The 15,105-nt window shown below is 44.5% G+C and carries 14 protein-coding genes; 8 read left to right on the top strand and 6 right to left on the bottom strand.

The features are described 5' to 3' along the window. The first annotated feature begins 162 nt into the window (after positions 1–162). Positions 163–1,029, top strand: a complete 867-nt coding sequence (locus tag KKOR_RS12790) for a polysaccharide pyruvyl transferase family protein (RefSeq protein WP_015781560.1) — start codon at positions 163–165, stop codon at positions 1,027–1,029. On the opposite strand, the gene gorA is transcribed toward KKOR_RS12790, so the two are convergent. After that, entirely contained in the window at positions 1,016–2,380 is a 1,365-nt protein-coding gene (gene gorA / locus KKOR_RS12795; protein ID WP_015781561.1) for a glutathione-disulfide reductase, read from the bottom strand. The genes KKOR_RS12790 and gorA overlap by 14 nt on opposite strands. A gap of 72 nt (positions 2,381–2,452) precedes the next feature. Between gorA and KKOR_RS12800 the strand changes: the two genes are divergently transcribed. The 5 genes from KKOR_RS12800 to KKOR_RS12820 are packed head-to-tail and all read left to right on the top strand — an operon-like array spanning position 2,453 to position 8,339. Further along, positions 2,453–3,505 (top strand): CDP-glycerol--poly(glycerophosphate) glycerophosphotransferase, encoded by a 1,053-nt coding sequence (locus KKOR_RS12800; protein WP_015781562.1) that lies wholly within the window; start codon positions 2,453–2,455, stop codon positions 3,503–3,505. Positions 3,506–3,523: 18 nt separating this feature from the next. Next, positions 3,524–3,922 carry an adenylyltransferase/cytidyltransferase family protein gene (locus tag KKOR_RS12805; RefSeq protein ID WP_015781563.1) on the top strand — a complete coding sequence of 133 codons (399 nt, stop codon included), beginning with the start codon at positions 3,524–3,526 and terminating at the stop codon, positions 3,920–3,922. A 25-nt stretch (positions 3,923–3,947) separates the two neighbouring features. Beyond that, the gene (locus tag KKOR_RS12810) at positions 3,948–4,760 is read left to right on the top strand and encodes a glycosyltransferase family 2 protein (RefSeq protein WP_015781564.1); all 813 of its coding nucleotides are present in this window, start codon (positions 3,948–3,950) and stop codon (positions 4,758–4,760) included. Then, complete coding sequence (gene prlC / locus KKOR_RS12815; protein WP_015781565.1) at positions 4,753–6,798, top strand: oligopeptidase A; 2,046 nt, start codon at positions 4,753–4,755, stop codon at positions 6,796–6,798. The genes KKOR_RS12810 and prlC overlap by 8 nt, the downstream gene beginning before the upstream one ends. Beyond that, positions 6,798–8,339, top strand: a complete 1,542-nt coding sequence (locus KKOR_RS12820) for an FGGY-family carbohydrate kinase (protein ID WP_015781566.1) — start codon at positions 6,798–6,800, stop codon at positions 8,337–8,339. Before prlC ends, KKOR_RS12820 begins: the two co-directional genes overlap by 1 nt. A 321-nt stretch (positions 8,340–8,660) precedes the next feature. Here the strand turns inward: KKOR_RS12820 and KKOR_RS12825 are convergent, their stop codons facing one another. Genes KKOR_RS12825 through KKOR_RS12835 form a run of 3 tightly spaced genes read right to left on the bottom strand, consistent with a single transcriptional unit; the run spans position 8,661 to position 12,604 of the window. After that, entirely contained in the window at positions 8,661–9,269 is a 609-nt protein-coding gene (locus tag KKOR_RS12825) for a TetR/AcrR family transcriptional regulator (RefSeq protein WP_015781568.1), read from the bottom strand. A gap of 32 nt (positions 9,270–9,301) precedes the next feature. Beyond that, the gene (locus KKOR_RS12830) at positions 9,302–10,093 is read right to left on the bottom strand and encodes an outer membrane lipoprotein-sorting protein (protein ID WP_015781569.1); all 792 of its coding nucleotides are present in this window, start codon (positions 10,091–10,093) and stop codon (positions 9,302–9,304) included. Positions 10,094–10,102: 9 nt separating this feature from the next. Beyond that, positions 10,103–12,604, bottom strand: coding sequence for an efflux RND transporter permease subunit (locus tag KKOR_RS12835; RefSeq protein ID WP_015781570.1), 2,502 nt, complete (start codon positions 12,602–12,604; stop codon positions 10,103–10,105). A gap of 153 nt (positions 12,605–12,757) precedes the next feature. Here KKOR_RS12835 and KKOR_RS12840 point away from each other — a divergent pair, with 153 nt between their 5' ends. Beyond that, entirely contained in the window at positions 12,758–13,093 is a 336-nt protein-coding gene (locus KKOR_RS12840) for a DUF3703 domain-containing protein (RefSeq protein ID WP_015781571.1), read from the top strand. Between the two features lie 111 nt (positions 13,094–13,204). Continuing rightward, positions 13,205–13,771, top strand: a complete 567-nt coding sequence (locus tag KKOR_RS12845) for a DUF1415 domain-containing protein (protein ID WP_015781572.1) — start codon at positions 13,205–13,207, stop codon at positions 13,769–13,771. On the opposite strand, the gene KKOR_RS12850 is transcribed toward KKOR_RS12845, so the two are convergent. Both KKOR_RS12850 and KKOR_RS12855 read right to left on the bottom strand, forming a co-directional pair. Continuing rightward, on the bottom strand, positions 13,768–14,490 hold the full coding sequence (locus KKOR_RS12850) for a ZIP family metal transporter (protein WP_015781573.1): 723 nt from the start codon (positions 14,488–14,490) through the stop codon (positions 13,768–13,770). The two genes, KKOR_RS12845 and KKOR_RS12850, sit on opposite strands and share 4 nt — an antisense overlap. A gap of 2 nt (positions 14,491–14,492) precedes the next feature. After that, positions 14,493–15,092 (bottom strand): uracil-DNA glycosylase family protein, encoded by a 600-nt coding sequence (locus KKOR_RS12855; protein WP_015781574.1) that lies wholly within the window; start codon positions 15,090–15,092, stop codon positions 14,493–14,495. Between the last annotated feature and the right edge of the window lie 13 nt (positions 15,093–15,105).

Raw genomic sequence — 15,105 nt, forward strand, 5'->3', positions numbered from 1 at the left:
TAGCCATCTGAGCATTACCCCTTTGGTGGCTACTCCCTTCATTCCTTCCAGTTATTTTTATAAAAATCTGGCCCTATTTCTCACTTTATACCTTAATTAATCGAAAACTCCCCAATTACCAGTACACTGTCCCACTGGTTAACATTTTGTTACAACTCCATTATGCCTCTGGCAAAAATTGCGCAAAAACTTTTTGGACCAACTCAACTAACTCCATCAAAGAACCCTTTCTTTGATGGTAAAACTATTGCAATTAATTTTTTTGAGACTACTCAAAACTGGGGAGACACCATTAATTTGTATTTGCTGGAAAAAATCTCCGGCAAGAAACCCGTAATTGCCCCACCTTCCCAACAACACATACTGGCAGTAGGCAGCATTCTAAGAATTGCCAATCACAACAGCATTGTCTGGGGTTCAGGCTTTATCTCGAAAAAAGGTAACATCAAATATAAGCCACTGAAAATATGCGCTGTACGAGGACCACTGACCCGTAGCCTGTTATTGAAAAAGGGCATAGAAACGCCTGAAGTTTATGGTGACCCAGCACTGCTTATGCCCCGTTTTTATCACCCAAATGTTGCGAAGAAATACTCACTTGGTGTCATTCCACATTACCGAGATATTGAACACCCAGTGGTTAAACAACTTGAGCAACAGGGAGCCCGCATCCTTGATATAAAGAAAAATGCAGAAGATTTTGTTGATGACCTTTTGGAATGTGAGCATACCATCTCATCATCACTGCATGGGCTGATTGCTTCTGACAGTTATGGTATACCAAATCAATGGGTTACCCTTAAGAATGAACTGACTGGCGGCAGCTTTAAGTTTCAGGACTACTACCAATCCATCGCGCAGCGGCATCAAAGTCCTGTTTCTGCCGAAGAGCTTGCCACCATGTCATTGCAACAAATTATCGAACAGTGCCAGCTAAAGCCTATAACTCTGGATTTAGAAAAGCTGCTGGATGCATTTCCCTTGGACTTAGACTCAGCCGACACTGATATGGATACTAACGCAGCGTAACAAACTCTTCCGCTGAAGTTGGGTGAATGGCAACGGTTGCATCAAAGTCAGCTTTTGTCGCGCCCATCTTCATAGCCACAGCAAAGCCCTGTAAAATTTCATCCATTCCCTCACCAATACCGTGTATACCAACGACTTTTTCGTTCTCACCCTGACACACTAGTTTGAAAGTACTTAGAGCTCTATGTGGAGTAACTGCGTTATACATGGCCGCAAATTGAGATTTGTAGACTTTGACATCATCGGCACCGTATTGCTCGACGGCATCGGACTCTGATAAACCAAGGCTGCCTATAGGAGGATGTGAAAAGACGATGGTTGGGATCTGACTATAATCCATATGCACATTAGGCATCTCAGGATTAAACAGGCGCTCGGCCAATAAACGGCCGGCTTTAATCGCCACTGGTGTGAGTTGAGCTTCGCCGGTGATATCTCCCACCGCATAAACACCTTCAACATTAGTATTTTGGAATTTGTCGGTTCGAATGAAGCCCTCACCATCCATTTCAATACCTGCTGCTTCAAGGCCAATATCATCAGTTGCTGGCTCACGCCCAATCGCCCAGATGACACAGTCCACATTATCAATACATTCGCCCTTGCTGGTATGCACTTCCAGCAAACCTTGGTCATCCTTTTCGATCTTGCTTACATCAGTATGGGTGTGCAGCACAGGGCCATCCAGCTCCATTCGATCCAGCAAAGCATCGGTTAGATCCTTATCGAAATAACGAAGAGGACGATCTTTGCGCACCAGTAAGTGAGCATTACTCCCTAACGCATGGAGCACACCGGCAATTTCCACTGCAATATAGCCTGCACCGATCACTACCGCTTTTTTAGGCCGCTCTGTCAGAGCAAAAAATCCATCAGACTCAATGCCAAGCTCAGCACCTGGAACATCAGGAATAATCGGGCGACCTCCCACTGCGATCACAATATGATCTGCCGTGATCTGCTCACCATTTACTTCGACAGTGTTTTTATCGACAAAACGGGCATAACCTTCAATAAAGTCAACGCCGTTTGATTCAAAGCCACGATGGTAAGCACCATGAATACGCTCGATATAGGCTTCGCGGTTTTGCACCAGACGCGCCCAATCAAAACCTGTTTGTTCTAAATCAAAACCATAGGCTTCGCTGTACTTAATCGCTTCAGCAATATGCGCTCCGTACCACATGACCTTTTTCGGCACACAACCCAGGTTAACGCAGGTGCCACCGACAGCTTGGGCTTCAATGACCGCCGCTTTGGCACCACGAATGGCGGCACGATTCGCGGAGGCAATCCCGCCACTACCGGCACCGATGGCTAGAAAGTCGTAATGTTTGATATTGTTAGACATAAGCTTCTGTTTTTTCGCTATAATGCGTCGATTATAAAGGTTTTAAAAGTCATATAAAGCACAGGTTTTTACGTGAAAATACTATTCGATGTTGCCTATCTCTATTATTTGCCACACTTTACGCCCGTTCTTGACGAACTCAAGGCGCAGGGTACTGAATTAGGGATTGTTTTTCACAGCGAACCTCCAGCGACCATTAAAACCCAGCTGGCATCACTTGCTGAAATACATATTATCAATGAAGACGATTTAGTCAGCTTTTACATCACTCAAAATCCAGACTGGATTGTTTTTGGTCATGCCGCGGAAATTGCCGAACAACTAAACTCTCATTGTAAAACGGCCCTGATTTTACATGGCCTTGGCCCAAAATCGACCTATTACAATGCTTCTTCAAGCCCCATCCAGTATCGGTTTGTGGAGTCAGAGCATCGCACCCAAACTTTACAGCAGTTGTATCCTGATAAAACCTTTGTCACCACCGGCTACACCAAGCTGGATCCACTGGTCAATGGTACTAGCGAGAACATTGATCTCGCCGATAAAGGTTTAGTGCCCGGCAAAAAGACCATTCTTTATTCACCCACTTTTTATCCCAGCACTATCGAGAAATTTCCCAAGAACTGGCCCGAACAATTTTCCGATTATAATATCCTGATCAAGCCTCATTACTTATCATTGATCAAGTCAGCCTACAAAAAGCAGCGCGAACTATTCGAGCATTGGAAAAACTATCCCAATGTGTATCTTGCCAGCCCAGAAGAGCAAAGCCTGCTCCCTTTTATGGCCACTGCAGACTTGATGATTAGCGAAACCTCATCTGCCCTGTTTGAGTTTATGGCATTAAACAAACCCGTGATTGTCGGTCATTTCCTGAAGTTACGCGTTGGTTATTGGGGCTTTTTAAAATATCGCCTACAAAAACGACTATCCGATGACTATCGATTGTTTAAAGAGATTGGCACCAACATCAACCATTACCATGAATTGAAAGAAGCCGTTGAAAACAACCTGCGCAACCCCAAACTCTTTGAACAACAACGTTTGAAGTATATTGAACAAATTGTCGGCACTGTAGATGGGCATTGCTCGAAACGGGTAGCCAATTTTTTACTTAATAACTAATCACCAATAAGGATACTCATGCGCGTCATCACCTTTGGTACTTTTGATGTTTTCCACGTTGGACACGTCAATATTCTTGAACGCGCTCGCGCTATGGGCACCGAGTTGTATGTGGGCGTTTCCTCCGATCAGCTTAATTTCGAAAAGAAAGGCCGCTATCCGATTTATTCGCAAGAAGATCGCATGCACATATTAAGTGCATTAACCTGTGTCGATTTTACATTTATTGAAGAGTCACTGGAAAAAAAAGCTGAATATATTCAGAAGTATCAAGCAGATCTTCTGGTCATGGGTGATGACTGGCAGGGTAAGTTTGATGAGATGAAACAGTTCTGCGAAGTGAAGTATCTTCCGCGCACACCATCTATTTCCACCACTGAGATTATCGAAGTGGTTCGCCACACTCCTCATAAATAATGGGTGCCAAACTATGAGCCCGACTATGAACGAACATTTAGCCGGAAAAATTCCTGTCAGCGTTTTTATTGTTGCGCAGAATGAAGAGCAGCATATCGCGCGGGTCCTAACAAGTTGCCAAGAGTTTGATGAGGTTATTGTTGTTGATAGTGGAAGCACAGATAGCACTAAACAAATCGCCGAGTCACTCGGTGCCAAAGTTGTTCATAACGACTGGCCTGGTTATGCCAAGCAAAAACAATATGCGATGTCGCTGTGTAAACACGACTGGGTGCTGAACCTTGATGCCGATGAAGAGTTGACCCCTGAGTTCATTCAAGCGACACAAAACTTTATTCAGCAATCAGAATTTGTTGCCCTAAAATGTCGTCGTAATGATTGGTTTATAGGTAAGTTTTTCCCAACTTCAATAAGGCTTCCCACCAACACCCGCTTATTTAAAAAGGATCGTGTCCAATATTATCTTGATAACCTGGTGCATGAAGGGCCTGAAATAAAAGGAAAAATCAAACATACTTCGACTGCTTTCAAACACTACGGCTATGCTGACATTGAAACTTTAAACAAAAAATACGAGTACTATTCAACACTGAAAGCCCGGGAAAAATTTAACAAAGGCAAGAAGCCTTCGCGCTTAAAACTCCTTCTAGTAGCACCATTAGAATTTATCCGCGTTTACCTTATATATCGTTACTGTTTCGCCGGCTTGCGCGGTTTTATTTTTGCCAAGCTATCTGCGCACTATGCGTTTTTAAAAGAGTCGAAACTCTATTCTTATCACCGCTCTCATTCTCATTCTGAGCAAAAAGATTCTTACAAGGTTGATAAACATGACTAACCCTTTACTTAATGTCACCGGCTTACCGGCCTTTTCTAAAATTCAACCGTCTCACATGCAAGAGGCGATCAAAACCATAATTGATGACAGCCGTCGTCAAATTAATGCACTGATTGATTCACTTGATAAAGACTCAGTTACCTGGGAAAACTTTGTCGTGCCTATGGAAGAAATTGGCGATCGCCTTGATCATGCCTGGTCACCCATAAGTCATATGCAGGCAACCGTTAACTCCCCTGAAATTCGCGATGCTTATAACAGTTGCTTACCTTTACTTTCCGAATACGGAACTGAAATGGGTCAACATCAAGGCTTATATCAAACGATCCACAATTTGAATGATAAAGCTGATGATCTTCAGCTCGATAAAGTTCAACGCAAGATCCTTAAAGATGATTTGCGTGACTTTAAATTGTCGGGGGTTGCACTGCCTAAAGACAAACAGCAACGCTATGGCAAAATTCAATTGCGTCTTTCTGAATTGACATCAAAGTTTGAGCAAAATATCTTGGACGCTACCATGGCCTGGCATAAAGATTTAACTGATGCCTCTGCTTTGGATGGGTTGCCAGAGTCAGCTATTGAAGCCGCGCAACACACAGCTAAGGCAGCCGATTTTGATGGTTACCGGATCACACTAGACTTCCCTTCTTATTTGCCGGTCATGATGCATGCTAATGATCGCGAGTTACGTCAGGAGGTTTATACAGCCTTCTCTACGCGCGCCTCCGATCAGGGCCCTAACGCTGGTGAATTTGATAACTCCGAGATCATGCCGGAAATTTTAGCCTTACGTCAGGAGCTGGCTGAGCTGTTAGATTTCGATAATTACGCCGAGCTCTCGCTTGCCACCAAGATGGCCAAAGATCCTTCGCAAGTTATAGAATTCTTACAAGATTTGGCCGATAAATCTCATCCGCAAGCGCAAGCTGAATTAGCCGAGCTTGCTCAATACGCCAAAGACAAGCACGGTGTAGAAAAACTTGAAGCATGGGATATCGCTTACTACAGCGAAAAGTTGCGCATGGAAAAATACAGTATCTCGCAAGAAGAGTTGCGTCCCTGGTTCCCTGAGCCACAAGTCATCAAAGGTCTATTCGACATAACAGGGCAATTATTTAACATTCGTTTTGAACAACGTGATGATGTGGATATCTGGCATCCTGACGTGCGTTTTTATGATATCTACAATGCAGAAAATCAGCATATTGCCAGTTTCTATTTTGATCTTTACGCCCGAAAGAATAAACGCGGTGGCGCCTGGATGGCTGACTGCATGGGTCGTCGTCGCACTAAAGATGGTATCCAAAAACCGGTCGCATTCCTGACCTGTAATTTCAACAGCCCTGTCGGCGGCAAACCTGCGTTATTTACCCATGACGAAGTGACGACCCTGTTCCATGAATTTGGTCATGGTCTGCATCATATGCTTACGCAGATTGAATATGCTTCTGTGTCAGGCATTAACGGTGTGCCGTGGGATGCGGTTGAGCTACCCAGCCAATTCCTGGAAAACTTCTGCTGGGTCAAAGAAGGGCTTTATAAAATCGCCAAGCATTATGAAACTGGCGAAGGTCTGCCTGCTGACAAATTAGAAAAACTGTTAGCCGCTAAAAACTTCCAGTCAGCGATGCAGATGGTACGCCAACTTGAGTTCTCTCTGTTCGATTTTGAAATCCACACAGAACTGGACCTAACGCAGGACAATCCCATTCAACATGCGCTGGATGAAGTGCGCAAAAGAGTGTCTGTGATTAAGCCACCGCCATTTAACCGCTTCCAGCACGGCTTCAGCCATATCTTTGCAGGGGGTTACGCGGCAGGTTACTATAGTTATAAATGGGCAGAAGTTCTTTCCGCTGATGCATTCTCACGCTTTGAGGAAGAGGGAATATTCAACCCTCAAGTGGGGCAGGACTTTTTGCACAACATACTGGAAAAAGGCGGGTCAGAAGAACCCGCTGATTTATTCAAAGCCTTCCGCGGTCGCGAACCCTCGGTTGAACCTTTATTGAAACACTCAGGAATTGGTATTTAATGAATAACAAGACCCTGCTCGCCATCGACAATGGAACGCAAAGCCTGCGTGCCATCCTGTTTGATTTGCAGGGTCAGATTCTAGCCAAAGTTCAAATCCCACTGAGTTATTACAGCGATCAGCCTGGCTGGGCAGAGCAGGATCCGCAGCTATTCTGGAATACCCTGTGTCGTGCCTGCCAAAAGTTAGCGCAAGACCCTAAGGTTGATCTTTCTACCATTCAAGCCGTTTCTGTCACCACACTGCGCAATACCGTGGTCAATCTTGATAAGCACGGTGAACCGCTTCGTCCAGCCATTATCTGGACCGATCAACGTGAACTTGAATCCATCAAGCCCTTAAAAGGTATCTGGCCCTATCTGTTCAAGCTAGTTGGCGTCAGCGACACCATTAAGAATTTCCAGTCACGCTGTCAGGCAGCCTGGATTGCCCACCATCAGCCCAATATCTGGTCTAAAACTGATAAATACCTGATGTTGTCTGGCTATCTGAATTACAAGCTGACCGGTGAATTTAAAGACTCAACGGCTTCTCAGGTCGGCTACATTCCCTTTGACTACAAACATCATCGCTGGGAAAAGCCCAACAGCTGGAAATGGCAGATAGCGCCTATAAAGCGCGAGATGCTGCCCGAGTTGGTTCAACCTGGCCAGTTAATTGGGCAAATCAGCCAAATCGCCAGCGAATCAACTGGCCTGCCGCAAGGATTGCCGGTTATTGCTTCTGGTGCCGACAAAGCCACCGAAGTGTTAGGCAGCGGCTGTATCGAAGAGCACCAAGCCTGTTTAAGCTATGGCACCACCGCCACCATTAACGTCACCAGCCAGCGTTACATTGAGCCATTACGCTTTATTCCACCCTATCCTTCAACCGTTGCCGATGCCTACACCATCGAATATCAAATCTATCGTGGTTACTGGATGGTCAGCTGGTTCAAAGAACAGTTTGGTCATCGCGAACAGGATCTGTCTGTCGAAATGGGCGTGACAGCCGAGCAGTTGCTTGACGAAGCCATAGCGCAAATCCCGCCCGGCTCCGATGGCCTGATGCTGCAGCCTTACTGGTCGCCTGGCGTCAAGGTGCCCGGTCCAGAAGCGCGCGGTGCCATCATTGGTTTTAATGATGGCCATACTCGCGCCCATGTTTATCGTGCGATATTAGAAGGGATAACCTATGGCTTAAGAGACGGCAAGGAATCGATTCAACTAAGAACCAAGCTCCCGATTGATGAATTGATGGTTTCCGGCGGCGGCTCACAAAGCGATGTCGCCATGCAATTGACCGCCGACATTTTCAACCTGCCGGCAACACGCCCACACACATTTGAGACCTCCGCACTTGGCGCCGCTATCAACGCTGCCGTTGGTATTGATTTATTTGAAAACTACCAAGACGCGGTTAAAGCCATGTGCCACAAAGGCAAAACCTTCGAGCCCATAAAAGAGAACGTCGATCGCTATCAGGAACTCTACGAAAAGGTTTACAAGAAAATGTATCAACGACTGAAACCGATATATCAGTCGTTGAGAAAGATGGGATAATTATTGGAAAAGATGCTAACCGTACACATCATATAGACTAACACCTATACAAATAGCCATTATCCATAATGTAAACTTAACCCTTCTAACGTATTTGAAATCTTCTGGATTGAGATCATATTTGTATAAACCAGCCATAACAAACTCCAAGGTAAAGTGAACCTTTCTGACCTCAGTTTTATTTTCGATGAAATAATGACGATATACTTTGGGGTACTTACTATTGATTTGATGAATTAGTAAGCTTGAAGTTATTTTATTTAGAATTATTGCAACTATTACCAGTCCGGGCGTTATCAAAATGGCTGTATTGCATCCATACTACGCTCTCAAAGTCTTAACATAATCCTGTAAACATTTTCCGGCTTCATCAAAGGCCTGATCACTCATGTAGCATTTACATTGGCCGATGATACCTTCGATAGTGGCGATGAGGAAGCGCGCGATATTATGAGGATTAACGTCTTTTCTGATAAGTCCTGTTTGCTGACCACGTTCGAAAGTTTCCGCCAATGCCTCGTACCAGATTTCCCAGATGGCAACAATGCGCACTCGGAATGACTCATCAAGCGGTGACATTTCGTGTGTTAGATTATTGAGGGGGCATCCGGTATGCAGCTCATTAATATTAATTTCTTCGCGTGAATCATTCATCATTTTAATCAGGTCAGTGATTGGATCTTTAACCTGTTTCAATGGCTCAATCCAGCGCTCATGAATCCATGGCTTTAATACTTCATCGATTACTGCATGACCCAGTTCTTTCTTGCTTTTAAAGTGATGATAAAAGGCACCTTTGGTAAAGCCGGTTTTTTTCAACACTTCATCCACACGCAATCCCTGGTAGCCTTTTAATAGAATTTCTTCAAAGGCCACCTGCAATATATTTTGCCGGGTTGCATCAGGATTTCGTACCGCTACTTTACTCATTGATTTACCTTTTACCATCACTAGATTATTGCTTATCGGGCACGCTTTAGACTACTTTTGTTGAAGTCATCTTCGCTTAAGCCCACATTAAACTCAAAGTTTTTCCAGACAATCGTTGTACTTTTACCGGTTTGTACATTTTCCATCTCTTGACGATGTGCGCGCCAGTATTTGCCCATATACTGTTTAAATTCTGACATGTTAAGCTCTTTTAACTTGTCATTTTTCTGGTCAAAGAACTCGATGCGATGAACTCGGTAATGTTCCTGATCAATCCAGGCAATGGTTTTACTGTAACCTGAGTTGTTATAGGTTGGCACCATTTCTACCACAAACATTTTTTCGCCATTTAATTCATCTTCTCGTAAAAATTTATAGCTATACTTTTCCACTTCGAACGATGATAAATCTTCATAGGCAAACTCACTGCCCATCCAGGGACCCGATTTGTTTGACGAAGATATTCTTTTGACGCGCTTCAAGGCCGGTAAAAATAACCATTGATCATCATTACCTTCAATATGCGAATACGTCAGAAAGGCAGTGCCCTCGACATCACGCGGTTGTTCGAAAACACTTAAACCTTTATCGCCATCACCTTTAACTTCCAGATTTTTGACTACTACGATTCGCTCTGCTTCATTACCGCCTTTATCACGCAGAATCATGGTCATGTCTGCCTGACTGTCACCCCAGCCGGTGTTTCTGGCTTTGGCTTCTTTGGCAATTGCCAAACCTTTCTCTTCTGGTGTTTCGGCAAAAGCAGTCGTAATCATGCTCACTGCTGCTACGGCCAATAATAAACTTGATAGTATTCGTTTCATGCGTATCTCCTAATTCGCTACTTTGTCTTTCAATTTTTTGCTACCCAACATTAATAATGGTGGGAGTAATAAGAAATCGATTATGAGGGCCACGGCTAATGTAATTGCCGTTAGAATCCCCATGTGGCTATTCATCACATAGTGCGACATGCCCAATACCAGGAAGCCAAGCACCAGTACGATAGTGGTAACCGTCAGCGCCATACCCACGGTATGGAAGGCGTATTTTACAGCGGCTTCCTTGTCTAGGCCTTTCTCGCGACGTGCCCGCAGATACTTACTCATGAAGTGTACCGTGTCATCTACCACGATCCCTAAAGTCATGCCTGTCACTACTGACAATCCCATGCCTATCTGTCCCTGAAATATGCCCCAGATTCCGAATGCCACTGCCATTGGAACTATATTGGGTATGAGACTTAACATGCCCAGCTTCAGGGATCTTAACGCGAATATCAGTAGCAATGATATTAATACTAATGCCCAGGCTGTGCCTTTAAGCATTGAGTAAATATTATTCTGCCCGATATGGGCAAACATGATCGCCGGGCTTGAACCTGAAATCTCCATTGCAGGGGCGTTCTGCTTAAACCAATTACTGAAGCGATCTTCAAGATTAAGTACCTGTACGCTGGATAGATTTTCTAACGCTAACTGTATGCGAGTGGCTGATTTATCGCTATTAACCTGATTATTAATAGACAATCCACGCGGCAGAGAGGTTTCATAGATCAGGGTATATTGAGCAGTTAGTTCTCGAATTAATGTTCCTAACTCGGCCACTTCGCCATCTTCCAGCAGGACCGCATTACAGCCCTCTTCTAATGATGGCTTAGGTAGCGCATAGCATTCCTCACGATCGCCATTCATACTTTTATTCAAACGCTTCATAACGTCGGTATAACTTTGCACATGCAAAACTTCCGGCTGCTGCTCAGCGTACTCTACAAAATCCTGCAGCATCGCCATAAACTCGGGTTCATGAATGCCGCTGCCGGTTTTGGTATCAATGCTGTAGAAAGCGGTGTAAAGCCCGGTTAGATTTTCTGCTGTATAGTCAGAGTCCACACGGAAGTCGATGGATTCATCAAAGTATTTAACGAATTCATCGTTCAGTTCATTTTTGGGGATAGCTGCAATAATAGCGATACTCACTACCGCCATAACCGGTAATAATATTTTGCGTTTGTTCACAACAAAGTCAGCAAAGCTATCCATCCAATGATGGCCTTTGCTTTTCTTGTCGCTGACTTTAACGGGCAATAACATCATCATCGCAGGCAGGAAGGTGACAGAGAATATAAACGCCAGAGTCACACCGACTGCAACGGTATTACCCATATCGCGGAGCGGTGGAACTTCGCTGAAGTTCATGGTCATGAAGCCAATAACCGTAGTGATACTGGTCAGGAAGATCGGCATCATGTTAATACGAATACTTTCCACCATCGCATCCTGCTTACTCATGCCGTGCCGCATCCCCTGCAGGAATGTGACCAGCAGATGCACCGAGTCGGCAACGGCCATGGTCGCCACCACCGTTGGCACTGAGAACATTGGCGCGGTCATGGCAATGCCTAACCAGCCGGCACCACCTAGAGCACCCATAATTGAGAATATGATGATAACCACGCTGGCTACGGTGCCGCTGATGCTTCGAATCATGAAATAGAGCGCTAACGGAATCACCAAAAACAGCATGATAGGCGTTAAAGTCATCATGTCGTTCTTACCGGTCTCGGCGAAGGTGTTGTTCATCATCACCACACCGGTCAAACGAACTTCAAGGTTCGGGTTGCGCTCCATCAATTGAGTCTGCAAATCCTGAACATGCTCCGAAACTTTAGTTACCGCAGTCAGAATCTCTGTTTTCTTTTCCTTCCAGGCTTTGCCTTCAATTCCTTCTAAATCCGGATCCTGTGGTAGTTGCACAGTGACATTGACCGCTGTCACGCTGGAGTCTGGGTTGATGACACGATTCAATAACTGAGGCTCGTGCAAAACAATATCTTGCAGACGCTTAATTTCAGCATCACTCAAATCATCAATCATCTGTTCCGTGACCGACTCGTGTTCGCACTCACTATCAAAATTCGATGATTTATCTGGAATACACAGCAAGGCACCGACCAGCATGTAGTCTTCGTCTTCCGGGGTCACCCAGGTATGCTGATAGTTGGTTATAGAGTCAACGCGGGTGGTGTATGGAATTTGCCAGGCCTGCTCAGTTAACCAATGAATACTTTTTAAGGTTTCACGATCAAACACGCTGCCTTCTTTCGGCGTGATCACAAACATCGCATTGTCGGCTTTATCGTAGGTATTCTGGATATTTTCAAAAGCAATTAACTGGGGATTATCTTCGGCGAAAAAGACGCGATAGTCGGTCTTAATCTCTAGGAAGCGTGCACCAAAGGTTGTTGCAACAACTAACAATATCGATGCAAGGATAATCAGCCACGGGTGGCTGATAACAAAACGACCAAATTTAACGGTATTATTTTCTGGCATAGTCGATCCTGACTGAATTGATTCAAGAGTCTGCAATTTGCACAATCTTGTTAACGATCTTGTATGGAAGGCTTGCTATTTAACTACAGACCAACTAGTCTGTCAATTCATCCAAGCAAGTAAATCGACCTGTTTATTGAAGGAATACCAAGCATGTCACAATCTCTAAAAATCGCTTTCGCTAAAGAGCTCAACCAAGGTAAGTTACTCTTTTATAAAGGGAACTTGGATTTATCCTTCTACCACTTTGAACGTGCCCATATCCTCAGTCAGCCCTTTTACGGACGCCATGTTAAAAGTCATTGGTGGATGCTACGGGTCGGCATTAATCGTTTGGATCTGCGAGAAACCGCTGGTCAAATCATTCGTATCATTGGTTCAGCAGGCTCTTTAATCGGCAAATATCCTATAGGAAATACTGGCGGGGCTAATGTTTCTCCCTTCAAACCAATGCCGATACCGGAGGATTTGAAGGTTTATTTTAATTAAATCTTGCGGGCGACCGCAGGTCGCCCCTACAGACTTGTCTGACTTACATAATCTCATTAATTGCTAACAATTCTGTTATTATTACCCGACTTACTCAAAACTTCATTTTTTATGCCTCAACCTTCTAACACCACCGTCATAAAAGCTACTCGTTATTGGCTTGAGCACGCAGTCATTGGTTTTAATTTCTGCCCATTTGCCAAGCGTGAGTTTGTCCGTCAATCGATTCGATATTGGGTATCAGAAGCTGACAAGATTGAAACAGCGTTAGAGGACTTGATGGCGGCAGTTACAGAGCTTGAGAAGGATAGCTCGATAGAAACCACTTTACTGATCCTGCCGCAGGGTTTTGCTGATTTTGATGATTATCTGGATTTGCTGGATATGGCAAACCAATTAATGGCTATGCAAGAGTTGGAAGGTATTTTCCAGTTGGCCAGTTTTCATCCAGACTACTGCTTCGATGGCCAGTTAAAAAATGACCCTGCTAATTACACCAACCGTTCGCCCTACCCTATGCTTCATTTATTGCGCGAAGCAAGTATCGAAAAAGCGCTTGAGTTCGTTGATGATCCAGATGCAATTCCAGAACGTAATGTTGAGTTTGCACGTGAAAAGGGGGCTGATGTTTTCAAAGCTATATTGTCAGACTCTCTTCTAAACAAAGAAGCAGACTAATGGCTCACCACCATCTCACTGAACAACGCCACACAAAAACCTAATACGGCTCCTAGTGGTGGTGCCCAATGGTGGTTTAGCCTTGATTGCGGAGCTATGTCCTGAAAGATTAGATAGAGAATACCGCCGGACGCGAACAGCATAATACCCCCCAACACATCAGGAAAATCGGATAATAGAAAATACCCTATTAGTCCCGAAGCAGGGCCTAATAAAACCAGTCCCATCATCACTAATATTGTCCAGTTTTTATCACTTGGTTTCTTTAATTGTTTTAACTCGCGGTAACTATTAAATCCTTCGGGCAGATTTTGTAATCCAATCAAGAGAGCCAACAGAGGTGCAGCTTTAGCTTCCACCGCAACCATTCCACCAAGCGCTATGGCTTCTGGTACATAATCCAGTACCATGCCCATAAGCTGAGGAGCTTCTCTTCTCCTCAATCCCAATATTCTCTCAACTCCAAAAAAACATAATCCCCCACCCAGAAAGATCGGTATCGCTAACAGCGGCACACTGAGTTGGCTTTTGCCCTCCGGAACTAATACTACAGCAATGGCACCGATTAAAATGCCACCACCAAAGGCAATCACAAAATGACGGAACTCTTTATCCAGCCACTGAGGTCGAAACTTTTCAAATCGTGCCAGTAATCCACCCAAGGGAATACAGGCACCGGCTAACCCCGTTAATATAATGATAGTTAAGACTTCCGACATGCTCACTCCTTGTCTGGTGCTAGTAGTGCCGTGACCAGATTTTTCAGCTCCGGTATCAGCTGTTCTTCAAACCACGGATTTTTCTTAAGCCAGATATTGTTGCGCGGGCTTGGATGCGGCAATGGCATGACAGGGGTATCTTGTTCAATATAATGACGCCAGTTCTTGACCGTTTCAGTAAGATTTCTTTCCTGTCGGTTCGGTAAATGCCAGTCCATTGCATACTTCCCGATGACTAATGTCAGTTCAATATCAGGTAGTTCTCTTAGAATCTTCTTGCGCCAGGTTTCTGCACAAATAGCTTTCGGTGCCAAGTCACCGGATTTTCCTTTGCCCGGATAGCAAAAGCCCATTGGCACTACCGCCAATTTTTCCGGATCGTAGAAAGTATCTCGATCAATGCCAAGCCAATCGCGCAGCCGATCGCCACTAGCATCATCAAATGGTTTTCCCTTGTGATGGGTGATTTGACCCGGAGCCTGACCTGCTACCAATATTTTGGCTTTGGAACTAAATTGCAAAATTGGATTGGGACCCAGCGGCAGATCCTGACAGATAGTGCAGGCTCTGATTTCTTTAAGAAGTTGCTGGTCACTTTGCATATTAATGATAGGT

This window comes from Kangiella koreensis DSM 16069 (assembly GCF_000024085.1).
In the GTDB taxonomy this organism is placed as follows: domain Bacteria; phylum Pseudomonadota; class Gammaproteobacteria; order Enterobacterales; family Kangiellaceae; genus Kangiella; species Kangiella koreensis.